The sequence below is a fragment of the Corynebacterium poyangense genome (genome assembly GCF_014522205.1).
GTDB lineage: Bacteria > Actinomycetota > Actinomycetes > Mycobacteriales > Mycobacteriaceae > Corynebacterium > Corynebacterium poyangense.
This window is the reverse complement of sequence record NZ_CP046884.1, coordinates 877,973-899,620: the sequence shown is the minus strand read 5'-3', so window position 1 is coordinate 899,620 and position 21,648 is coordinate 877,973. Positions and strand designations below refer to the sequence as shown.

Here is a 21,648-nt window from a genome sequence, read left to right as displayed (position 1 = left end):
GTCTAGAACCACGGTTTGCGCCGTTGATCCAATACCCCGGCTTCTTCCATGGCTTTATCTAAAGCATCTTCATCAAAAAGATCGATGCCGTGTTGCTCGGCAAAAAGACGGCGGCGGTTCATTCTCGAAAAGCGACGGTGGAAAGCCCATCCTATATAGAGGACGGCGACGGCCAGAAGCACGAGGATCAACAGTCCGATGGGTGATGCTTTGCCGAACTCTGGCCCTAACGGGCCAACGTTTTCCGTTTGCTGCGCTAAAACCATAGCCGTATCAAGCATTCTTTGAGCTCCTCCTTAGTCAATCCCGGCAAATAAGTCATCCTCGGGCAATTCGGTAGACACCCGGGTACGAGCTAATTCAAATTCTTCCGTCGGCCATAGCTTACGCTGCACCTCAACGGGGGTTCCGAAGAAGGCCCCAGCAGGGTCAATTTGAGTGGCGTGAGCTCGCAGAGCATCATCACGTGCCTCAAAATAGTCCTCACAGCGCACTTGGGTGGTCACTCGAGCCATGATGTCAGCGCGATTAGCTTTCCATCTTTCTAGCATCGGCCCATAAGGGCTGGCTTTCCCCTCTTTAATCAATAAGTCATGAAATAACTGCATCCGCTGACGAATAAAACCATGGGTGTAGTACAGCTTCAAGGGTGTCCACGGATCACCAAGTTCAGGTGCATACTCTGGATCCCCGGAAGCCTCCCACGCCAGCATAGAAACCTCGTGGACTTTGAGGTGATCCGGATGGGGGTATCCACCATTTTCGTCATAAGTGATAATTACGTGAGGTTGGAATTCCCGGTAAATCCCCACTAAGTCTCGTAACACTGTCTCGTTATCTTCTAAAGCGAAGCAGCCTTGAGGTAAAGGTGGCAGCGGATTTCCTTCGGGAAGGCCGGAATCCACGTAGCCTAACCAACGATGTTCCACCCCGAGTGCATTCACCGCAGCTGCCATTTCTTCGCGACGAACCTTGGTCATATTTTCTTTAATTCCAGGTTTATCCATCGCCGGGTTTAAAATATCGCCTCGTTCGCCGCCGGTGCAGGTTACCACCATGCAACGATGCCCTTCGGCAGCATAACGAGCTAAAGTAGCAGCTCCTTTAGATGATTCATCATCTGGATGAGCATGGACAGCTAAAATCCGATACTTACTCACGAGATCTTTCATTCCCCACATTGTTCAGTGCTCATATTGTGGACAGTTCACCTACCCTAGCGGGCACGATAAGTATCCAGTCTAATCGGGCTGGTCAAGCCTAGGCTAAAATATCTCCTTGGACGCCGCATTTATATTCACGCACCCCTCCTCCTGAAGGACAACGATCAATGCCTCGAGATACCAGGAATCTTCCTCCCGAACGCTACGGGACCCCGAATCCACAGCCGCAATCCCGCACCATTGCTGGAAAATGGTTAGTCATCGGGGTCGTCGTCATATTGATCCTTTCCGTGGTGACTGTGTTGTGGTTTAGTCGGCAAAAAAACACGACTGCCGATGTCTCCGCAAGCATGGCGGGATTTTCACGAGTTAATGATTCCCTGTTGAGCATGGACATCGACGTAACCCGGGTGAATGTGGATGTCCCCAGCTACTGCATTGTGACGGCTCTTAACTATGACCGCGCAGAGGTGGGGCGACGAGAGGTGATTATTCCTTCCGGAGGAGAAAAAACTCAACGCATTCATACTCAGATCCCCAGTAACGACATCCCCGTTTCCGGTACTGTCTATGGATGCTCGACGTCTCTTCCTGCCCACCTACAGCAATAGGAACAATGTAGAGAACAGGTGCGTGATAAGGAATCAAAGCTTCATGCTAGAATCTTTGACAAAATTGCACCTCACCTTGCACTCTAGAACCCCGGACTGCCCGGGGTCATCTTGTGCCAGGTTCTTGCTGGTTCCTGGGACCAGCATTGGCAACACGGAAGGTCTACATACCTATGGCAGATGAGCAGAAGCAGTACATTACCCCGGAAACTAAGGCCAAGCTGGAAGCTGAGCTGAATGCCTTAATTGAAAACCGGCCGGTGATTGCCGCTGAGATTAATGAGCGTCGCGAAGAAGGCGACCTGAAGGAAAATGCGGGCTACGATGCAGCTCGTGAGCTTCAGGATCAAGAAGAAGCCCGGATCAAGCAAATCTCTGAGATTCTCGCTAACTCCACGACCGAACGTGAAAACATCACTGAAGGTATCGCCCACGTTGGGTCCGTGGTTCACGTCTATTACAACGGCGATAAAGGTGCTAAAGAGACTTTCCTCATTGGCACCCGCGCTGCAGCCATTGATAACCCGGATTTGGAAACCTACTCTGAGCACTCTCCCCTGGGTGCAGCTGTCCTTGGTGCTCATGAAGGAGAAACACGCGAATACACCGCCCCCAATGGCAACACCATTTCAGTAACTATTGTTTCCGCCGAGCCTTATAACTCCGAAAAGGCTGCTACGCTTCGAAGTCGTTAAAAGTTTTCTACCCCTCCCACCCCTAAGGAACAAACACCATGTCCCACAGTTTTAGCACTAAGACCATCGTGGTCGGCGCAAGCATTGTATTGCTCAGCTTAAGCGCCTGTTCCCCGCCAAAGCAACAGCCCTCCGATCAGAAAATCGATACGGTAACTCACGTTTCGGCACCTACTACCTCACGGTCTACCAGCACTACTGAAACTACGAACTCAGCTAACAGCACCACTGTCTTCACCACCTGCGGCGGTGAAACCGTGATCCAACCTAAGGAGTTATACCTCACCTGTGCTGATGGCGCAGATCGCTTGGTCGACATCGAATGGACGTCCTGGACGGATACTGGTGCTACAGGAACCGCCACTCGGGAAACTGCTGATCGGCCAGGAGCTGCGGTCCAGACCACTAAGAATGTCACAGTGGAAATGGTTAACCCCCAGCAAAACTCCCACGGACGCGCTTTTCAGCAATTGCTAGTTAATGGTGAAGCCATCAACGCCAGTGTGGCTACCCACTAGATGACGCTGAACTCATAGCAATACTCAAAACCCCTCACCAGCACGATTACCTGCCGGTGTGGGGTTTAATCTCCGACTAACCCCATAGTTGATGAAGCTGCCGGATTACCTCTGACCACTGTGCAGGAAAATGAGCAGAAATCGCATCAATTTGTGCCATAGCATTGAATACTCCGGCATTCCAGGCCTCTGCAAGTGCTTGGAATTGGGCAGGCACGTTATCAAAGAAAACCATCACGGTTCCTTTCTGTTCTTCGTTATCGGGAAAAGCGCTTTAGACGTCGAACTTCCCCACTTTTAACTATCTAATCTGTTCAACGATGTGCCCACTCAAAGCGTGAACACCGGTGTCCGTCAAGTGCAGAGCCAAGTTGTGCGAACCCGTTGTGGTATCCAACAAAATACCCGCCACCCAGCGATCCTGAGGAGCAGCACACTCGCCATGACCAGCAGAGAAGTCGCGCTGGTCCACAAACTGCACACCATTTCGGGACGCGGCTTCACTCATCCACTTTTGAACATGGACCTCACCCAAAGTATCCCAAAACACCGGGAAAGCTCCGTTCGCATTCCATACGTTCTCGTTTTCCCTGCCGTCACCGATATGGTAAATGCACTGCCAACCAGCCGGGGTGTTATCGGTGATGGTGTGGTACCCCAGCAAAGAAATCTTAGCATGAGGGGCACTGACCCTGACGCGATTAATAACATCATCGATTGCTCGCGCAAAAAGATCCCGCTGGGTGGACTGACCAATTTCAGCCGCGATAGCCTCATCATTGGCTTCTTCACCAGTCAAGGTCAAGTAGTTGTTATAGATGTCGTTATATCCACCTTGAATAAGGACATACTTAGTGGTGTCATTTAATGCCCCATCGCTAATAGCATTATCGACTTGTTGAGAAATAGTCATCAAGCCCTGATTAGCGGTATAGAGCACGGCCCCAGGACAAGAATAGTCATTTAGTGGTACTCCCAGCTGAGCCGAGACGTCTTTCGGGATACTCGGGCTACCCTGGGCGCAACCATGAGAATTAATGTTGGGGTTGATCTCACTAATGATTTGACGATTCTTCGGATCCTGCTTCGCTACTCCCTTGGTAGCCATGGAAAATACCACGTCGCCTGCTGTGCTATTCGCCATAATGGAGTCACCAAACGTCACCATATTGCCTGGCTGAACCGATTGAGGCTCGGCTGGATTTTGATATGTATCCGGGTTCAGCGCTGCTTGAGTATCAATCGTGACGCCGTCTCGACCGGGAGAGGCAAAAGGCTGGTTAACAATATCCGCGCTAGCAATGGGTTGAGCTAAAGCGCAGACCACAGCAAGAGCGGCTGAGGCTGCTAAAGAACGTGACATAATACGCACGGTATATCTCCTTGAATTCTGTGTGGGGGTTAAGCAGAGGGCTTAACCTGAAGTGGACGTTGATTATCTTCCGTAGGTTCCGGCAACTCACGAGGAATAACTTTCCCGGTTGGACCGCGCACTAAGTCCGAAACATAAATTATGTCCCGGGGAACGTGTGCATGGGAAAGACGCGTCCGTATTTGGTGACGAATTTCATCCGGTTCCACATATTCTTTGGTCAGCACATAGGCTCGCAATGCTTGCCCAGTTTGCTGGTCTTTCACCCCACGCACGTGGGCGTCGGCTATCCGCTCATCACGCAGAATCTCATCCTCAATCTCTACCGGATAGATTTTTTCTGCGAATTGCGTAATCACTAGATCATCGGCCCGCCCTAGGACATAGAGCCGATCCCCCCGTCGTACACCTCGATCACCCATGTAGTAGTAGCCATTAATAGTATCTGCCTCAATAGAGGGATCAGTGTAACCAGCGAACAGATCAAAACAGGAAATAGCGATGATTCCTTCTTCCCCTTCGGGAAGTTCATGACCCTGCTCATCGAAGATTTTCACTACGCAACCCGGATATATCCGTCCGGTGAGTTGAGGGTCATCAACAAGTTCTTGAGCACCAGCAACAGCTACTGCGGAAGTTTCAGAGCTGCCGTACATACTGCACAACACAGGACCAAATTTCTCCGCAGACTGCTCAATCTCCACCGGCAACAAAGGACTCCCCGAATTGGTGATCACTTTTAGCCCATCATGGTGATTACAACCAATCTGGTCCATATAGCTCATTACGTTGCGGATGCGGGTGGCCGCAGAAACCCACATCGTCACGTCATAATCCCGGAAATCCTTCAACACCTGTTCCGGAGAAAAATGACGACGCGTAATCACCCGAGACTGAGTCAAAAACGAAAACCCCATATACGCCCACCCATACGCATGGAACAACACCGCCGTTAACAACACATCCATATTCCGCTCCAGCGGAATAGCGGCAGCTACTGAGGCGAAGCCCTGAGGAGAGTTCAATTGACGGCGGACTACCCCTTTCGGCATTCCCGTGGTGCCTGAGGTCATAACCACGTGCATACTTTTTGCCGGCTTCTCTGGAAGAGATAGCGAAACATCGGCGCAGTAAATCACGTGGTCGAGAGATTCGTATGCCCGACCGTCATGGGAGCCTGTTTCTACTGGTTCGGGTTCAAGATGCCCGAGAATGATTTCGCGTTGACGCGCGGTAGGAGTGATCCGGGGCAGGAATTCCTCGTCCACGATCAACACCTTGATGTCATGAAAATCAAGGTACTGCTCTATTTGAGTGGCTGACGCATTAGCGTTAATCATGAAGATGTTATAGCCAGCCATTTGACGGGCAGTCAGCGGTAAAATCGCGGCCCGCCCGTTTAACGCAAGAACCCCGACGTTAGCGCCTGAGTGATAACCGCGTTGATGGAAAGCCCGAGCTAGCCGGTCAGCTTGACGGAAAAATTCAAAATAAGTCAATTCTCCGTCATCATCAACCAGGGCCACCCGATCAGGAACCTGCCGGGCACCTCGCGCCATGATCGTGGCTTCCAACCCGCCCCACCGCCGAATATTAGCCAAATCCTTCTTCAGTTCTCCTTTTCCACCAGAATCAAGGAGTTTACGGGCACGCATCTTCTTCAGGAAGAACCACAGTTGGCGATAAACCTCCAACTTTGGAATCCGGCGTTCAACCCGGGTTCCCAACGTGTACTGAGCCATGGTCTCACTTTCAACAGCCTGTTATTCGATTTTTCAGTTTGCGAACAAAATGACATTCTTAAATAATCGGTACACATAATACTGAACACTACATAACCCGTTTATAGCAAAAACAGAAATAGTGACGCCATAAATTAAACATCACTATTTAATTAGACATTTTATTAAGGTCTATTCTTTTTAGAAGCAACCCGAATTTTCAGATATCACTTTTAGCTCCAATGTTTCTATACAGAACTATATAGGGAGACCAACCATTCCAGCTGCACGGTGTACCCTGAAAATGCCATTGAGCACTACCATTGCTCGATATACACCCTGGAAGACCGCCGTTGCATTAAGGTTAAATACCCAGTTCACTATTCCACCCAATCGAGAAATAAAGGATTGCAATGTATAACTATCAAAGAACTTTCCCAGTGGATCAATTCGGAAATAAATTTGTTCAAAACGATTTGGGGAAGTATCTAGACTCAACCCCCGAAGCTCCAAAAGATATCGAAAATAGAAAAGCCTATTTTGTGGGCGGCGGAATAGCTAATTTAATCGGCGCTGCGTTTCTTATTAGAGATGCTCAGATGCCTGGTGAAAACATAACGTTTTTAGAGCAAAGTGATGTATCAGGCGGCTCCTTCGATGGTGCTGGAAATAATGAAGATGGTTTCATCGCCCGCGGCGGGCGTGAAATGGGTCAACACTTTGAGTGTTTCTGGGACATCATGAAAGATGTTCCAGCTATTGAGATGCCCGCTCCCCATAGCGTTCTGGACGAATTTCGTAAATACAATGAAAACGACCCGAATGTTTCCTTGTGCCGTATCATCTCTCAACAGGCCACCAAGCGCCAGGGCCGGCCGTCTATGGGCTTGTCTAAGCGATCTCAATTTAAAATAGTTAAGCTCTTGATGGCTAAGGAAGAAAAGACCTATTACAAAACAATTGAAGATTGGTTCGACAAGGATTTCTTCGAATCCAACTTCTACACCCTGTGGCGCTCCATGTTCGCGTTCCAGAACTATCAATCATTGACTGAAATGAAGCGCTACATGCACCGTTTCCTACAATACCTTCCTGGTTTCCCTGATTTTTCCTGTCTGCGCTTCAGCCGGTACAACCAATACACAAGTTTTATTCAGCCGCTTGAGAAATATCTCAAGGACAAGGGGGTGCGTTTTGAATACCGCACTACCGTTCACGACCTTGACATTCTCGTTTCTGGCCGTAGCTTCGAAGTTCAGGGAATAGAACTGACCCGCGAGGGAAAGAAAGATCGCATTGAGGTTCGTCCGCAGGATATTGTCATTGTCACGAATGGTTCTTTAACCGAGTCCACCGGATATGGCGACATGAACACCCCCGCGGAGTTCAAGAAAACCCCGGGACCCGCCTGGTCTCTGTGGCAAAACATCGCCAAAAAAGTCCCTAACTGTGGCAAGCCAGACGTTTTTTGTTCTGACCCAGAGAAAACTGTGTGGCAATCGGTGAGTTTCAACTTTTATGGCGGGTACGATAACCCCTTCAATCAGAAACTCCGAGAGCTGTCTCAGCGTGACCTATTTAGCGGAAAAACCGTGACAGCAGGGATTATCACCTCGGATGATTCTCCGTGGCTGTGTTCGTTAACAGTACACCGCCAGCCACAATTCCCCGGCCAGCAAGAAGGCTTGTGCGTAGCTTGGGCCTATGGCTTATTGGGGTGGGAAAAAGGCACGGTTACGAACAAGCCGATGTTTGAGTGCACCGGAGAAGAGGTGCTCAGGGAGTTCTGCTATCACTTTGGTGTCACTGATGTTGACAAGGTGATTTCTATGTCCAAGGTGCGTCTCGCGACGATGCCCTTCATCACCTCCGAATTCACCCCTCGCGGTGAAGGCGACCGCCCATGGCCGGTCCCAGAGGGATCCAAGAACTTGGGCTTTACCGGACAATTTGTAGAAACGCCCGATGATTGTGTCTTCACGACCGAGGGCTCAGCCAGAACAGCTCAGATGGCAGTCTATGGCTTGTTAGGCTTGGAACGCGATATCCAGCCGATTTGGCCGACTCAGTATGACATCCGCTCACTACTCCATTCCGCCTCTGCTATGGGCGATGGAAAACTTCCGGGAGAAAAGTTATTACGACGTCTGCTGAAAGGCACCTACTACGAGAATATTATTCCGCGCGGGCGCTAACCAGCAGTACATCTAGGGGTCATCTTCCAACGCGAAGATGACCCCTTCTTTTTTGCACATTTCGCAATAATTATGCACCTATCTCGCCACCTCTTCTAACTGCGCTTTTGTCTACCCGTGCACCCATAAAGGCGCTTTATATCGTTATTATAAGACCTATCACCACTACTCCCCTAATAGTAAATGAGCTTTGCCATTTTGGTATAAATATTATTTGCTATTCCCATGCTAAGCTTCCTACCACGGTGGGCACCCGAATTTAGCTGACTCTACCTGATCACTTTCAAGGTTTTATCTTTTGGAGAGTTGTGAAGGAGAGCCGTTACTCATCCCGAGATCGTGAATAACAGCCAGGCAGCCGTCGGGTGTTTTATGTGTCTTACTAAATACACAATGCTTCCCCCACTGAAGAAACGTCCATAGCAAAGGTGAGAAAATGACCCAATATACGATGAACACGCGTGTACCACGGGCCATCCCTCGGTCAGAGATCAGCCGCCAATTATGGTTTTTTCTCCGGAAAGTTCTACAACGGAAACTAATAAGTTTTGATGGGCCGCGCAGCATTAAAGCGGATTTGGCTAATATTCGGCGGTGGGGCGGGTTGGAAGCCACGATCATGGCGCGAGGTGCCCGGCAGGTTCCTGATCGGGTGGCCCTGGTTGATGATGACGGAGAATTGACTTATTTTGAATTTTTCCGTCAAGCTGACCGGCTAGCTCGGGCTTTCCATCAACGCGGTTATCACTCAGGCGCTAACGTCGGGGTTCTTGCGTTAAACGGGCGGGCCGCGATTTTACCGCTGACTGCCCGTCAAATGGCTGGCTATAACATCTTCATGATTAACGCTAATGCGTCAGCCACTCAAATAGAGCAGTACCTTGATTTTCATGACATCAAGGTGTTGATCGTGGACGAGGAATTCCTGCCCCGGATCACTCCTACCGCGCGTCAACGCGAAATCATTCTCGGGCATCTTGAACCCGAACCAGTAGAAACAGGCCCCTACCAGGGAAGAATCTTTGAAAGCCTTCAACAGGTCATCGACACTGCTGACCCTCAGGAAAAGCTTCCGCGGAAACCCCACAAGAGTATGCACGTGGTCATGACTTCCGGCACCACCGGGCTTCCCAAGGGCGTGGTTCGACGTCAAGTCCCTACCCCACAGGGCTTCGCTTCAGTCGTCGCAGCAATGCCGCTGGAGCGGAATATGGATGTGTTGTTAACGGCGGTGTTGTTCCATGCGTATGGGTGGGCGTATATGGGGTTTTCGTTTTTGACTCAGTCTCGGGTGATTACGCGTCGTCATTTTTCTCCGGAACAGGTGTTGAAGGATTTCCGGGATTATGACGTGACGATGTGGGTTTCTGCGGCCACCCGCATCCGCAACGTAATTTCCCACATGAATAATCACGGCATCCAACGCCATGACGGCTTAAAACTCATCACGAATTCGGGGAGTCCTTTGTTGCCGGTGGAGATTGAGCAGTCTGCGGAGAAATTTGGTCCTGTGTTGTGCAGTATGTACGGCAGCTCTGAAACCTCCGCTTTAGCTGCCGCTGGCGCCCAAGAACTTGTTGATGACCCCCAGCTGACCGGAAAAATCTATCCCGGGGCACAAATCAAAATCGTTGATGACGCCGGCAACGAGTTACCCGATGGGCAAGAAGGCACCATCCTTGTGTCGTGTTTTGACTTATTCAATGGCTATACCGATCCCCGTTTTGAAGCCGATATGATAAATGGCTACTACTACATGGGGGATCGAGGATATCGCATCGGAAATTGCCTCTATGTTCAGGGACGCGATGATGATCTGGTAATTACCCAGTTCGCCGAGAAGGTGTATCCCATCGAAATAGAGGATGAGCTACTTCGCGATGACAGAATATCCGACGCCCACGTGCGTGGCGTCGGAGATCCCCTGACCGGACAGGCTTTACAAGCCTTTGTCTCAACCAAACACCCTATTAGTCCTGACGAGATTCGTCAGCGTATCAAAGGTCAACTGTCCGATGCACACGTTCCGCGAGACATCATTTTTGTTGAGGAACTAGAACGCGGACCCACAGGGAAGGTGATTCGTACAGCATTGCCTGAACCAGATGAGAAGAACCAACAAGCTCCGCTTCCCTCCTCGGTGCAGTCTTCCTAGCCACCTGCTCAAGGACAGTCGAGATAGTCTGAGGTTCTGCGCCTGACGCACACAAAAGCTCTCTTTTCAGACCACCACTATTTGACGTGGCCTGCAAAGAGAGCTTGAGATTTTATAAAGGTGTGGCACCTTAGGGTAGTGAGAATTTAGCGCTGCTGGAAATAGCTAAGCAGACGCAGAATCTCGGTGTAGAGCCAGACTAAGGTGACAGCTAAACCTAGAGCAATTCCCCAAGCATAATTGGCGGGGGCACCGGCTCGGATCATCTTATCGGCGGAATCAAAGTCCACCAGGAAGCTCGCGGCGGCGAGACCAATGCAGACTAGGGAGAAAATAATCGCTAATGGTCCACCATTGGTTAAGGGGTTGGTGCCAAAGAAAATAGCGAGAACAGCGTTGCCGAGGGCCAGGACCACAACTCCAATGAGACAAGCCGTTAAGATCCGGGTAAAACGCGGGGTAACTTTCACTGCTCCGGTCTTATAGGCGAAAAGCATACCGAGGAAGACACCAATGGTGCCCAAGACTGCTTGACCTATCAAGACTCCCGCATCAAAACCCCGGGTGGAACCGAAGCCGCTGAGAATCACCGAAATCCCGCCGACAAATAGTCCTTCAAATCCGGCGTAAATCAACGTGACGGCTGCGGAGCCAAATTTACGACCGAAGGTAGCCACCAAAACGGTGATTAAACCGCCAATGGCACCAACCATTGCTAAGAGATAGGTGATTTGCGGGGAGCCGGCCACAGTAATACCGAAATTGACTAAGGCGAAAGCCACAATCACCCCGAGGGTGATTCCCGTTTTCGTGACAACATCATCAACAGTCATGGGCCGCTCATAGGTGCCCGCCTGTTGCTGACCATAAGAAGCCTGGCTATAAGGGTCCTGGAGGTAGGCATCTGGCCGACCGTGGCCCTGTGGAGCGGTAAGAGTCTTCATGACCGGGTTGCTACTACGCACGTGGGTCACAGATCCTTTCGAGTCAGAATAAGTTTCTAGGTTCACCCTTTATAACGCCACGATCCCGGTTTTAGTTCCATCCCGGCTCGAAAATTTTTCCAGCTTCGCGGTCACCTTGGTTGTCTATGCCCCACGCCCCACGAAAAAACTGGCTCTTAGCAGCATAAAACTCTAAGAACCAGCTTCCCTTAGTACCCCCAGTCGGACTCGAACCGACAACACGCAGATTTTAAGTCTGCTGCCTCTGCCAATTGGGCTATGGGGGCCCGCGGACAATCATAACCTCATCCGCGCGATTAGTGTAATCGATGGCTTCTACGTCTTAGACATCAGCCCCTGAATTATTCCATCAAGGATGTCTTTTTCTGACACCACAAAATGATCAACGCTGCTCAACCGCTGAATCATCGCCACAATCCGAGACACTATCAGTGCTCCAGCCCCCAAGACATCGGCCCTCCCAGGGTGCACCACAGGATGTTTTCTTCGCTGTGCTGCATTCTCCGCAATAAGGTCACGCACCAAAACCTTCAGCGCGTCAAACTGTAAAGATGAACAGTGAATCAACGCTGGGTCATAGCTTTCCAGCCCCTGAGCAAGAGCCGAGAGGGTGGTAAATGTCCCGGCGCACCCCACGAACGTGCGAGCCTGATCTAAAGGCACTAAAAGCTCGACGCGTTGGAGCCGCTCATCAACGTATTCTCGAGCTATTTCTTGTTCCATGTCAGTAGGCGGATCTGTCCGCATAATCCGTTCAGTCACACGGACGCACCCCACCTGAATAGAATGTGCTGCTTTCAGGCCTCCGTCATGTTCGCCCACCACAAATTCGGTAGAACCCCCTCCTAAGTCAATAACGCAAAAGGGCCCATCCTCGGGTGGTAGATCAGCAACTGCGCCCTGAAAAGACAACTGTGCTTCTTCTTCACCACTGATTATTTCAGCCTGAGCTCCGGGAGTGATCTGGCCCAAGAGTTCGGCCGTCATCGCAAAGAACTCGTTTCGGTTCGAAGCGTCGCGCATAGCTGAGGTGGCCACCATCCGCACAGCTGACACATTTTCCTGTTTCATCAGTTCGAGGTATTCCGCTAATGCGAGGCGGGTACGTTCTAGCGCTTGAGGGTCAATATCTCCGGTAGCGTCGACCCCTTGTCCTAAGCGGACAATACGCATTTCTCGGTGGAGTTCTTGAGGTGATCCAGAAGAGATATCACTGATGAGGAGCCGAATAGAATTGGTCCCGCAGTCAATTGCCGCTAATTTGGTCACTTAGAGAACTCCTTGCCCAGCATCCGAGTAGTCAAACATGTAGGGATCTATCTCTAGATCTGCGCACCGAGGCCAAGTTTCCGGTATTGCGGTTCCTCGCAATCCTCCATGATCTGCCGCCAAAGCCACAGCTTCAGTTCCCAAGCGGACTCGTTCTGGGCCTTCCGCCAGGGCGTATGCAATAAGAACATGTAAGCATTTCACACGATCCGGCATTCCACCGCCAGAAAAGTTAGTTCCTAAGTCTTCAATAGCGTTACGCTTAGTCAAATAGAATTCGTGGGCCCGACGATAGTCTTCTGCTAACTCAGGTTCTTGTTCTAAACGCTTAGTCATCCACGGCATAACATGGGCTACTTCTAGCCGCGATGCTTCTGCCGTTAGTCGAGGGTCAGTCAGATAATAAAGGGTAGGAAATGGAGTTCCATCTGGTAGTCGAGGCGCCGTCTTGACCACACCAGGAGCACCATCCGGGCACCGATAAGAAATATCGAGGACACCACGTGGTTGCCGTCCCAATTGTTGAGCTACCACCATGAGATCTTCAGGACTTACAGTCATGTCCCCTATTGTGGCACGGCTGCCGGGTCCGGCTGAATTGGCATACGCGTATCGGTGTCGTCGGCTGGAGGTTCTCCTTGGGCTTCTTCCGGAGTGGCTGGCTCAGTGACCGAATCCCACAACACTGAGTACCAGGTTCGGTTCGATTCCTCTTCTCGCTGACTGATTTGCCCCGCGGATTCCCGCTGCAATCGCGGATCTAGCACGCGAAAAGCAGTTTCTCCTTGCTCAATAACCCCCAAGCGGTTTCGTGCTTGTTCCCGAACATAATCCGGATCATCATATCGCTTGATTTCCTCTTCTAACTGCGCTTTTTCTTGCTGCTTCGCGCTGATCGAAGTTTGGAGCCGAGCTATTTCATTTCGCTGTTGATAATAGTTCTCCAACGGTTTCGCCACTAGCAACAGCATAATAATGACGACGACAACCAATGCAGCTATGACCGTGGGGTGAAATCCAATCCGCTGCTTTTGGCGTTGTCGTTTCTTCCCCTGCTTCGCAGCCTCGGCCGATCTTCTTTCCCGCTCCCGGGCACGGTCACGGCTAGCCACCGGGACGGTGCTGCGCCCCCGAAGAGATTTCGACGTCTGAGTGTTGCTGCTTTCCATGATGTCTTGATCCTACCCCGGCGATCCCAAAAAATTACTCCCCGGCCACAGCGCGTGGCGCGGGGAGTAAAAACGACAAGCAATCCTTAGTTCAGGCTTTAACCTTGGAACCGGGGGAAGGCAGAACGTCCAGCATAAACAGCGGCGTCACCTAACTCTTGCTCAATCCGGAGTAGTTGGTTGTATTTAGCAACGCGTTCCGAGCGAGCCGGAGCACCGGTCTTGATTTGTCCACAGTTTAGAGCTACTGCCAGATCAGCGATAGTGGTATCTTCAGTTTCTCCGGAACGGTGGGACATCATGGTGCGGTAACCATTGCGGTGAGCTAGCTCGACGGCGTCGAACGTCTCAGTCAAGGTGCCGATTTGGTTAACCTTCACCAGCAGCGCGTTAGCTGCCTTCTTCTCGATCCCCTCTTGGAGCCTAGCTGGGTTAGTGACAAAAAAGTCATCGCCCACAATTTGTACCTTGTCACCAATTTCTGCGGTGAGCTTGGTGTAACCATCCCAGTCATCTTCTTGGAGCGGATCTTCGATGGAGACAATGGGGTAATTGTCAATTAGTTCACCATATACCTTGGCCATCTCTTCGGCACTGTGTTCGCCGCCTTCAAATTTGTAGACGCCATCGTCGTAGAACTCAGAAGAAGCCACGTCGAGAGCTAACGCTACATCCTTACCAGGGGTGAACCCAGCTTTCTCAATTGCTTCAACGATCAGATCCAAAGCGGCACGGGTAGATTCGACCGAAGGCGCAAACCCGCCCTCATCGCCCAATCCGGTAGATAACCCTTGTGCCTTAATGACGGACTTCAACGAGTGATAGACCTCAGCACCCATGCGCAGTGCCTCGGAGAAGCTTTCTGCACCAATCGGAGCGATCATAAATTCTTGGACGTCAACACCGGAATCAGCATGTGCGCCACCGTTGAGGATGTTCATCATCGGAACAGGCAGCAAGTGTGCGTTGGGGCCGCCAATATAACGATAAAGCGGCAGACCCGCAGAGTCAGCGGCAGCCTTGGCCACAGCCATAGACACACCCAAGATGGCGTTAGCGCCTAGTTCAGACTTATTAGCAGAACCGTCAAGCTTAATCATTGCCTGGTCGATGAGACGCTGGTCATCGGCTTCCATACCAGCTAATTCATCAGCGATCTTTTCGTTGACATTGCTCACAGCCTTCTGCACACCTTTGCCTGCGTAGCGGTCCCCACCGTCACGCAGCTCATGTGCCTCATGGACGCCCGTAGACGCACCAGAAGGCACGCCGGCCTGTCCATGTGATCCATCATCGAGGAAGACCTCTGCCTCAACGGTGGGATTTCCGCGGGAATCCATGATTTCACGCGCAAAGATGTGGATGATGTCAGCCATGTGTTCTCCTCAGTTACTTTCTCGAGAGCGAACGTCTCAGCGCTACGCCGGATGCGCAGCACCTCTATTTATCATTGTTCCATGTTTTAGCTTCCCGCGTCATGCCTATTCGGTCACATTCGGACTCAACCGGAAATTTCTTATACCGCGGGCTGCTCCAAGGCATAGGAATTCGCCGCATCTCTGACATCGCGAGTATATTTTGTCGACTGATTATAAGAAGATATGGCCGACGTCCATCCGTCCGCCGTAGCTAAATCAGATTCAGTACACAGCAAATGTGCCGCAGTCAAGGCAGCGTCATCAATCTGGTTGGGGTCAGCTACCCCATCACCATTGCCATCCATACCGTACTGACGCCAGGAACTCGGGATAAATTGCATCGGCCCTACCGCCCGATCATAAACGGGGTCACCATCAAGCTGCCCACCATCAGTATCTGGAATGTGAGCAAAGCCCGGAGATCCATCCAAGGGAACACCGATTATCGGGGGATGCACTACCCCATTCTCATCCAACGAGGCCGTCCCGAACATCCGGCCGCTATAGGTTCCGTGACGAGTTTCTACTTGACCGATCCCAGCGAGAGTATTCCATTTCAGATGACAATTTGGCCATGCTTCGGCAGCATATAGTTCAGCATACGCATAGGCACGCAAAGCCTGAGGCGGAATATTAGTACGTTCAGCAATGGGATCCGCCCACCACGCCAAAGCGTTGGCCGGACGTCCCCCCTGATGGATCTCTACTTGTGGCACCGCTGCCCCAGGATCTGGTGGAACATGATCTGGCACCGCTTGATATTGCCTCATGGGTGGGGAACCATCCATCATGGATAAAGCCCAACCTACAAAGGAAATGAGTGTGATGATTGCCAAGATCGTGCCACACCCACATCCCATTGCACGTTTGAGTCCTCTGCTAGCCACGGTAGACGATCCTACCGATTCCGTTCTCAGGACCCCAGCATGGCGACAATAGTTAATCCGGTTTCGAGGGCGATGAGTAACCACAACAACGGTTGTCTCCAAAAGTAGCGGAGAGGCTCAGGTTGAGGATCTAGCTGGTGAGGATGCTTGGATTTAAGGTCACGAGCAGCGTAGTTACGGCTAGCCCGGCGTCGAGCCCACAGCTTTGCAATCAGCCAACAGATGGCGGTAACAAGGGCTAGGAGAGTGACCAGAGCAACAATTGTATTACCTACGTGAAGTTGCCGGGAGTCGGAATCGGGTGCCGCCGCCCACCGGGCGAAGGTATTCCATGAATTCAAGAAGACATAGACCACACTGGCGTAGATTACTCCGTGGTGCCATGCCACCCATCCCAAAAGAAGCCCGGCGCAGATAGCTGAGATTCCTTGGAGAACATCGTGATGGGTTAGCCCGAAACCCAGGGCAAATAACTACACGGCAGCGGTTTTCCCCCAAGGGGCAAGAGCACGAAGCATCACACCTCGCCAGGCGATTTCCTCGGCAATGGGGGCGACAACACAACTGCACAGCACTATCCAGAAACTGAGGTTTCTTTCTTGACCTAGACCCGTTCCGAAGTGTACCCCCATTGTGCTAAAGAGTTTTTCCACCATAGCAGCCATTGCTCCACCGACGACTAAGATTGCCGCAGTCAAGCAGGCCACAAGGATGACAGTTTTAGGGGCAATTCTTTGACAGCCAGGGCGAAGATCTAAGGTCAGTTCCGAGCGGCTGATGAGAAGAAGAATAGGAATTAAAGCTACAACGGTGACAATCGTGAGCCCTAGGCCTTCATCAGAGAAACGGGGAACAAGCAATCTGATCCCGAGGCTAAAGATCAGCGATTAGATCAGGAAGGCAAGGAAAACCTTAGATAAGGTAGGTGCAGAATACGTCGGCATATCACGTCCTTAGAAAGAGATGATGAAAGTGCCCCCCTGGCTTGTGGTACAACGACAAAATATCATGAAAAATCCGCTGAAACCCGGTGCGACCTGGGATCCAGCGAATTCCTGAGAAACTCACAGCAGATTTTCAGGACTTGCCTTAGGGTAGGGCAAAGAAAAACCCCGTGTGGCTTCGCTAGCCGGATCATTCCTCTTGGTTTTTAGCGGCGAGCCATAGCCTGATTTGTTCTTCCTCTGACACGGGAACAGTAGTTCCATCAAAAAGATAGGGGCAGCGTCGACGCATTTTGGTGATGAAACTCAACGCAATCTGGTCAAAGCTAAAAGCTCCTCGGCGGCTAGCGAGTTCCGCGTGAAAAAGCACTTGGAGCAGGAGATCGCCGAGCTCCTGGCAGAGTTCTTCGTCACTGGCGTTAGTTTCCACTGCTTTGCGAAATTCATCGCTTTCTTCCTGAAGGTAAGGAAGCAAACTGCGGTGGGTCTGGTGGGCTTCCCACTCCCCTAGAGTGCAGGCCCGGTGCATAACTTCCCGGGCTTCCCGAATCGGATCCTCCACGCTAGGAGCGGTTATGAGCCGCTCACCCCGGGCCACGCGGTCCACTAACTCCGGATCATGAGGATCGGTACTCACCAAAGTTCCATTCCCCAGCTCCGTGGGATCCACAACATCAGCTAAATGCCACCGCACAGCGATGGGAACTTCTCCGGTATAGCTGAGCGGAGCATGCAAAGCAGCTAACCCCTCTAAGGGGATCTGGGTAGGCCATCGGGGATCGAGGAGAAGTACCGTCATGCTAGTGAGTGTAGAGAGGTTGAGCCAGCAGGTCTAAACCTGATTGCTACTCGGAGAAAGAAATGATCCTTCTACCACTACGACGTCGAGTACTTTGTCTCTGGCCGTGGGGTCGAGATGGCTGCTCAATTACCTTATTCTCACCTGTTGTGACCACTACTCCTTGAGCGTTAAAAAGCTGGGCCATAAAATCGGCTACCCACTGGACTACGTCGGTATCGCGCAACAACGGATCAGTAATATGTCCGCGTCCTGCTTTGGGTTGGGGTATGGTCACGACCTTGGCTGCTGCCCGATAGGTGGCAGCCGGGAATAGTCGCTTCAGCCGGACCTGACCAGAATCTTGTAGCTCTACCGGATGAATTTTCAGCCGTGTACCTTGAACTCCGATTTCGCTAATTCCTAATTTCCTCGCCACATGGCGTAAGCGAGATACCTGCACGAGTCGCTCCACTTCCTCTGGTAGCGCACCGTACCGATCCTGCATTTCCTCGACAACTTGGCATAGATCTCGTTCCTCTCGACTTTCAGCTAGTTTCCGGTAAATTTCGAGGCGAAGTCGTTCAGAGTTGATGTATTTCTCCGGGATATGGGCATCAACTGGCAAATCAATCCTGATTTCCTTCGGCCCCTGCTCCGTCGCATCGAGAATCTCACCCTGGGCCAACGCTCGGTAGGTTTCTACCGCTTCACCCACCAAACGTACATAGAGGTCAAACCCCACACCTGCGATATGTCCGGACTGTTCTGCGCCTAGAACATTGCCTGCTCCACGCATTTCTAGATCTTTTTGAGCGACTGCCAACCCCGCACCCAATTCGTTATTTTGGGCGATCGTCGCCAGCCTGTCATAAGAAGTTTCAGTTAAGACCACATCTTTCGGGTAGAGGAAATAGGCATACCCCCGTTCACGAGATCGACCAACTCGTCCCCGTAACTGATGTAACTGACTAAGACCCATGTGGTGGGAATTCTCCACAATTAACGTGTTGGCATTGGCAATATCTAAGCCGGTTTCCACAATGGTGGTACACACCAGGACGTCGTATTCTCGGTTCCAGAATCCTTGAACGGTGTTTTCTAAAACCTCTTCGCTCATCTGCCCATGAGCCACCACGATTCGGGCCTCGGGGATCAGATCCCGCAGCTGCCTGGCTCGTTTCTCAATGTCAGCAACTTTGTTGTGGATGAAAAACACTTGGCCGTCACGAAGAAGCTCGCGCCGGATTGCAGCAACAACCTGCTTATCTTCTTGAGGTCCGACGTATGTCAACACCGGATGCCGGTCCTCTGGCGGGGTGAGAATTTGACTCATCTCTCGAATCCCAGCCATAGACATTTCGAGCGTGCGCGGAATCGGGGTCGCCGACATCGTCAACACATCGACGTGAGTCCGCAGCGCCTTGATGTGTTCTTTGTGCTCCACCCCAAATCGCTGTTCCTCATCGATAATGACCAAGCCTAAATTCTTCCACTGGATACCCGTCTGTAGGAGACGGTGAGTACCGATCACAATATCGACGCTGCCGTCGGCTAACCCTCTGATGGTTTCCTTAGCTTCTCGAGCTGTGCTGAATCGCGACAGCCCTTTCAAAGTGACCGGGAAACCCTCCATCCTTTCGCTAAAAGTTGCCAGATGCTGCTGAGCTAACAGAGTAGTAGGAACCAACACAGCCACTTGACGACCATCTTGGACCGCTTTAAAAGCTGCTCGCACCGCTACTTCGGTTTTACCGTAACCGACGTCGCCAACAATGACCCGATCCATAGGAATGGGTTTTTCCATATCTGCCTTCACGGCATCAATAGCCAGCATCTGGTCTTCTGTTTCAACAAAGGGGAAATTATCTTCCATCTCCCGTTGCCACGGGGAATCTGGAGCAAAGCTATGCCCGGGTGCGGACTGCCGCTTGGCATAAAGCTCAACCAGCTCCCCGGCAATCTCCCGCACAGCTGCGCGCGCCTTACGCTTGGTGTTTTTCCAATCTGAACCGCCCATTTTCGATAATTTGGGCACCTCGCCACCGGTGTAGCGACTGAGTAAATCCAAGCTGTCCATCGGAACCCATAGCTGATCAGCAGGCTGTCCACGCTTGGCAGAGGCATATTCTAAGACAATATATTCCCGCCGTGAGGTGGCATCTCCGGTTTTTAAGGTGCGCTCCGCCATCTTTAAAAATCGGCCTATGCCGTGAGTTTCATGGACTACATAGTCACCTGTTTTCAGCGCTAAGGGATCAACCCGATTCCGCCGCTTAGCGGGACGCTGTTTCGCACCTGCGATGTCACCTACCCGGTTGCCAGTCAGGTCAGTTTCGGTAATGACTACCAGGGGAAGTGCTTCCGCTTCGCGGTGCTTACGCACTTTCGGAAACACTAACCCTGCATGGGATAATGCCTGATAGAGCGTGACCTCGCCCGGCGTTGGCTGCCACCCAGGCGTAGCCACCTTGGTGGGAATTCTCTGCTCTGCAAAACGATCCACCATTCTCGTGATCGCACCGCTGGTGGGAGCAATAAAAGCAGCCCGTCCACCAGACTGCACGTGGGCTCGCAGCATATCCATCAGGACTTGAATTTCTGCGACATCTCCGCGTGGAGTAGGCCCCGGTTCATAAGTCATCGGAACGGTATGGGAATCATCCCCCACAAACATCCCCGGCGGAGTAAAAGTCCACCACGCTACCCCACCACGCGCTGCTCTTTTTTCCAGTGACTCATAGCTTCGATAGGACGAGGCGCTCAGATCCAGCCCCTCAGCAGCTACCGGCCCCCGGGCTCCCATCGCCGCAGCTTCCCACCCAGCATCCAAGAACTCTTGGTCCGTGGCTGACAAGTCAGTGATCCTGGTCCGAATCTTTTCGGGATTACACACCACTACATGACTGCCCTGAGGAAGTTCCTCAACCAAGGTTTTCATCGGGGTGTCGGACAGCACTGGGATAAGTGCCTCCATACCTTCAACAGGAACATGCTCACTGATTCTGCTCAGAATCTCCGTTAAGGTGGCGTTCCCCGTATGTTGACTTAACAATTTCCCAGCGCGCTCAGCTACCTCCGGTGTGATAGGCAATGCCCGCGCTGGATAGATTCGGACGTCACTGAGTTCCAGTTCAGCAATAGTACGCTGGTCAGCTACCGCGAATTGCCGGATTTCGCTTATTTCGTCGCCCCAAAATTCAATCCGAACTGGGTGAGTGAGCGTGGTGGGAAAAATATCGACAATCCCACCTCGTACCGCATATTCACCGCGCCGAGCCACCATATCTACTCGTCGATAACCACGCAGGGTTAGATCCTGCTGAAGCTGTTCTAACTGGTATTCCTCCTCTTCACGGAGCTCTATCACGGAGGTCCCCGCTGCCCCATCAACCATGGGTTGGCACACCCCACGCGCAGCGGATAGTACGACGTCTACGTCGCCGCGTTGTAGCCGGTCGATCACTTCTGCGCGGTGCCCAACACTTTCCACCCCCGGACTCATCCGCTCATGGGGAAGAGTCTCCCAGGAGGGAAACCACGCCACGCGACCCCCCAACATGGCCCGTAGCTCCGCCGCTAAGTCCTCAGCTTCGCGTCCCGTAGCGGTCACAACGAGCACCGGGTGGTCAGATCGTTGCGCCAAAGTTGCAATAGCCCAAGGGCGCACTTGATCTAACCCAGTGAGATGAACACTGTCTTCAGACAGTAATTGCGTAATCCCCTTCAATCCGGGGTCAGTGGCCGCGGTTTTCAGCAATCCAGCCAGCATCGGGGTGGTCGGCACC

At 51.7% G+C, this 21,648-nt stretch carries 20 protein-coding genes and 1 tRNA gene; 5 read left to right on the top strand and 16 right to left on the bottom strand.

Annotated features, from left to right (window positions below; translation table 11 throughout):
* Window positions 1-2: 2 nt before the first annotated feature.
* Together GP475_RS04255 and mca are read right to left on the bottom strand one after the other, a co-directional pair.
* The gene (locus GP475_RS04255; protein WP_187975399.1) at window positions 3-281 is read right to left on the bottom strand and encodes a hypothetical protein; all 279 of its coding nucleotides are present in this window, start codon (window positions 279-281) and stop codon (window positions 3-5) included.
* Window positions 282-296: 15 nt separating this feature from the next.
* Window positions 297-1,172 (bottom strand): mycothiol conjugate amidase Mca, encoded by an 876-nt coding sequence (gene mca, locus GP475_RS04250; protein ID WP_263479359.1) that lies wholly within the window; start codon window positions 1,170-1,172, stop codon window positions 297-299.
* A gap of 158 nt (window positions 1,173-1,330) precedes the next feature.
* Between mca and GP475_RS04245 the strand changes: the two genes are divergently transcribed.
* From GP475_RS04245 to GP475_RS04235, 3 genes are all read left to right on the top strand, one after another.
* A complete protein-coding gene (locus GP475_RS04245; RefSeq protein ID WP_187975398.1) occupies window positions 1,331-1,774 on the top strand; it encodes a DUF4307 domain-containing protein in 444 nt (147 codons plus the stop codon).
* Window positions 1,775-1,947: 173 nt separating this feature from the next.
* Window positions 1,948-2,469: a transcription elongation factor GreA gene (gene greA / locus GP475_RS04240; RefSeq protein ID WP_187975397.1), complete on the top strand. Its 522-nt coding sequence runs from the start codon at window positions 1,948-1,950 to the stop codon at window positions 2,467-2,469.
* 38 nt (window positions 2,470-2,507) lie between these two features.
* A complete protein-coding gene (locus tag GP475_RS04235; protein WP_187975396.1) occupies window positions 2,508-2,987 on the top strand; it encodes a hypothetical protein in 480 nt (159 codons plus the stop codon).
* 76 nt (window positions 2,988-3,063) lie between these two features.
* Here GP475_RS04235 and GP475_RS04230 read toward each other — a convergent pair whose 3' ends face one another.
* The 3 genes from GP475_RS04230 to GP475_RS04220 form a co-directional block, all read right to left on the bottom strand.
* A complete protein-coding gene (locus GP475_RS04230; protein WP_187975395.1) occupies window positions 3,064-3,222 on the bottom strand; it encodes a hypothetical protein in 159 nt (52 codons plus the stop codon).
* 66 nt (window positions 3,223-3,288) lie between these two features.
* Entirely contained in the window at window positions 3,289-4,350 is a 1,062-nt protein-coding gene (locus tag GP475_RS04225; RefSeq protein ID WP_224400044.1) for a GDSL-type esterase/lipase family protein, read from the bottom strand.
* A 38-nt stretch (window positions 4,351-4,388) separates the two neighbouring features.
* Window positions 4,389-6,101 carry an AMP-binding protein gene (locus GP475_RS04220; RefSeq protein ID WP_187975393.1) on the bottom strand — a complete coding sequence of 571 codons (1,713 nt, stop codon included), beginning with the start codon at window positions 6,099-6,101 and terminating at the stop codon, window positions 4,389-4,391.
* Between the two features lie 392 nt (window positions 6,102-6,493).
* Here GP475_RS04220 and GP475_RS04215 point away from each other — a divergent pair, with 392 nt between their 5' ends.
* Together GP475_RS04215 and GP475_RS04210 are read left to right on the top strand one after the other, a co-directional pair.
* Window positions 6,494-8,275 (top strand): oleate hydratase, encoded by a 1,782-nt coding sequence (locus GP475_RS04215; protein ID WP_187975392.1) that lies wholly within the window; start codon window positions 6,494-6,496, stop codon window positions 8,273-8,275.
* Between the two features lie 436 nt (window positions 8,276-8,711).
* Window positions 8,712-10,430 (top strand): AMP-binding protein, encoded by a 1,719-nt coding sequence (locus GP475_RS04210; RefSeq protein ID WP_187975391.1) that lies wholly within the window; start codon window positions 8,712-8,714, stop codon window positions 10,428-10,430.
* Window positions 10,431-10,576: 146 nt separating this feature from the next.
* Here the strand turns inward: GP475_RS04210 and GP475_RS04205 are convergent, their stop codons facing one another.
* From GP475_RS04205 to mfd, 11 genes are all read right to left on the bottom strand, one after another.
* Window positions 10,577-11,395 (bottom strand): Bax inhibitor-1/YccA family protein, encoded by an 819-nt coding sequence (locus GP475_RS04205; RefSeq protein ID WP_262485233.1) that lies wholly within the window; start codon window positions 11,393-11,395, stop codon window positions 10,577-10,579.
* 192 nt (window positions 11,396-11,587) lie between these two features.
* Window positions 11,588-11,661 (bottom strand) — tRNA-Leu (locus GP475_RS04200).
* Window positions 11,662-11,710: 49 nt separating this feature from the next.
* Window positions 11,711-12,664, bottom strand: a complete 954-nt coding sequence (locus tag GP475_RS04195; protein ID WP_187975389.1) for a Ppx/GppA phosphatase family protein — start codon at window positions 12,662-12,664, stop codon at window positions 11,711-11,713.
* Window positions 12,665-13,225, bottom strand: coding sequence for a DUF501 domain-containing protein (locus GP475_RS04190; protein ID WP_187975388.1), 561 nt, complete (start codon window positions 13,223-13,225; stop codon window positions 12,665-12,667).
* A gap of 5 nt (window positions 13,226-13,230) precedes the next feature.
* Window positions 13,231-13,833 carry an FtsB family cell division protein gene (locus GP475_RS04185; protein WP_187975387.1) on the bottom strand — a complete coding sequence of 201 codons (603 nt, stop codon included), beginning with the start codon at window positions 13,831-13,833 and terminating at the stop codon, window positions 13,231-13,233.
* Between the two features lie 98 nt (window positions 13,834-13,931).
* Entirely contained in the window at window positions 13,932-15,209 is a 1,278-nt protein-coding gene (gene eno / locus GP475_RS04180) for a phosphopyruvate hydratase (RefSeq protein ID WP_187975386.1), read from the bottom strand.
* A gap of 140 nt (window positions 15,210-15,349) precedes the next feature.
* Window positions 15,350-16,111 (bottom strand): lytic transglycosylase domain-containing protein, encoded by a 762-nt coding sequence (locus GP475_RS04175; RefSeq protein ID WP_187975779.1) that lies wholly within the window; start codon window positions 16,109-16,111, stop codon window positions 15,350-15,352.
* Between the two features lie 53 nt (window positions 16,112-16,164).
* On the bottom strand, window positions 16,165-16,527 hold the full coding sequence (locus GP475_RS04170; RefSeq protein WP_187975385.1) for a hypothetical protein: 363 nt from the start codon (window positions 16,525-16,527) through the stop codon (window positions 16,165-16,167).
* A gap of 84 nt (window positions 16,528-16,611) precedes the next feature.
* Complete coding sequence (locus GP475_RS04165; protein WP_187975384.1) at window positions 16,612-16,998, bottom strand: CPBP family intramembrane glutamic endopeptidase; 387 nt, start codon at window positions 16,996-16,998, stop codon at window positions 16,612-16,614.
* Between the two features lie 274 nt (window positions 16,999-17,272).
* Entirely contained in the window at window positions 17,273-17,881 is a 609-nt protein-coding gene (locus GP475_RS04160) for a MazG nucleotide pyrophosphohydrolase domain-containing protein (RefSeq protein WP_187975383.1), read from the bottom strand.
* A gap of 46 nt (window positions 17,882-17,927) precedes the next feature.
* Window positions 17,928-21,632 carry a transcription-repair coupling factor gene (gene mfd, locus GP475_RS04155; RefSeq protein ID WP_187975778.1) on the bottom strand — a complete coding sequence of 1,235 codons (3,705 nt, stop codon included), beginning with the start codon at window positions 21,630-21,632 and terminating at the stop codon, window positions 17,928-17,930.
* Window positions 21,633-21,648 lie beyond the last annotated feature (16 nt).

What these genes read in the sequence shown, in the direction of transcription:
- GP475_RS04255 (WP_187975399.1), bottom strand. Translation starts at nt 281, where the DNA reads ATGCTTGATACGGCTATGGTTTTAGCGCAGCAAACGGAAAACGTTGGC.
- mca (WP_263479359.1), bottom strand. Translation starts at nt 1,172, where the DNA reads ATGAAAGATCTCGTGAGTAAGTATCGGATTTTAGCTGTCCATGCTCAT.
- GP475_RS04245 (WP_187975398.1), top strand. Translation starts at nt 1,331, where the DNA reads ATGCCTCGAGATACCAGGAATCTTCCTCCCGAACGCTACGGGACCCCG.
- greA (WP_187975397.1), top strand. Translation starts at nt 1,948, where the DNA reads ATGGCAGATGAGCAGAAGCAGTACATTACCCCGGAAACTAAGGCCAAG.
- GP475_RS04235 (WP_187975396.1), top strand. Translation starts at nt 2,508, where the DNA reads ATGTCCCACAGTTTTAGCACTAAGACCATCGTGGTCGGCGCAAGCATT.
- GP475_RS04230 (WP_187975395.1), bottom strand. Translation starts at nt 3,222, where the DNA reads ATGGTTTTCTTTGATAACGTGCCTGCCCAATTCCAAGCACTTGCAGAG.
- GP475_RS04225 (WP_224400044.1), bottom strand. Translation starts at nt 4,350, where the DNA reads ATGTCACGTTCTTTAGCAGCCTCAGCCGCTCTTGCTGTGGTCTGCGCT.
- GP475_RS04220 (WP_187975393.1), bottom strand. Translation starts at nt 6,101, where the DNA reads ATGGCTCAGTACACGTTGGGAACCCGGGTTGAACGCCGGATTCCAAAG.
- GP475_RS04215 (WP_187975392.1), top strand. Translation starts at nt 6,494, where the DNA reads ATGTATAACTATCAAAGAACTTTCCCAGTGGATCAATTCGGAAATAAA.
- GP475_RS04210 (WP_187975391.1), top strand. Translation starts at nt 8,712, where the DNA reads ATGACCCAATATACGATGAACACGCGTGTACCACGGGCCATCCCTCGG.
- GP475_RS04190 (WP_187975388.1), bottom strand. Translation starts at nt 13,225, where the DNA reads ATGACTGTAAGTCCTGAAGATCTCATGGTGGTAGCTCAACAATTGGGA.
- GP475_RS04185 (WP_187975387.1), bottom strand. Translation starts at nt 13,833, where the DNA reads ATGGAAAGCAGCAACACTCAGACGTCGAAATCTCTTCGGGGGCGCAGC.
- eno (WP_187975386.1), bottom strand. Translation starts at nt 15,209, where the DNA reads ATGGCTGACATCATCCACATCTTTGCGCGTGAAATCATGGATTCCCGC.
- GP475_RS04175 (WP_187975779.1), bottom strand. Translation starts at nt 16,111, where the DNA reads ATGGGATGTGGGTGTGGCACGATCTTGGCAATCATCACACTCATTTCC.
- GP475_RS04160 (WP_187975383.1), bottom strand. Translation starts at nt 17,881, where the DNA reads ATGACGGTACTTCTCCTCGATCCCCGATGGCCTACCCAGATCCCCTTA.
- mfd (WP_187975778.1), bottom strand. Translation starts at nt 21,632, where the DNA reads ATGCTGGCTGGATTGCTGAAAACCGCGGCCACTGACCCCGGATTGAAG.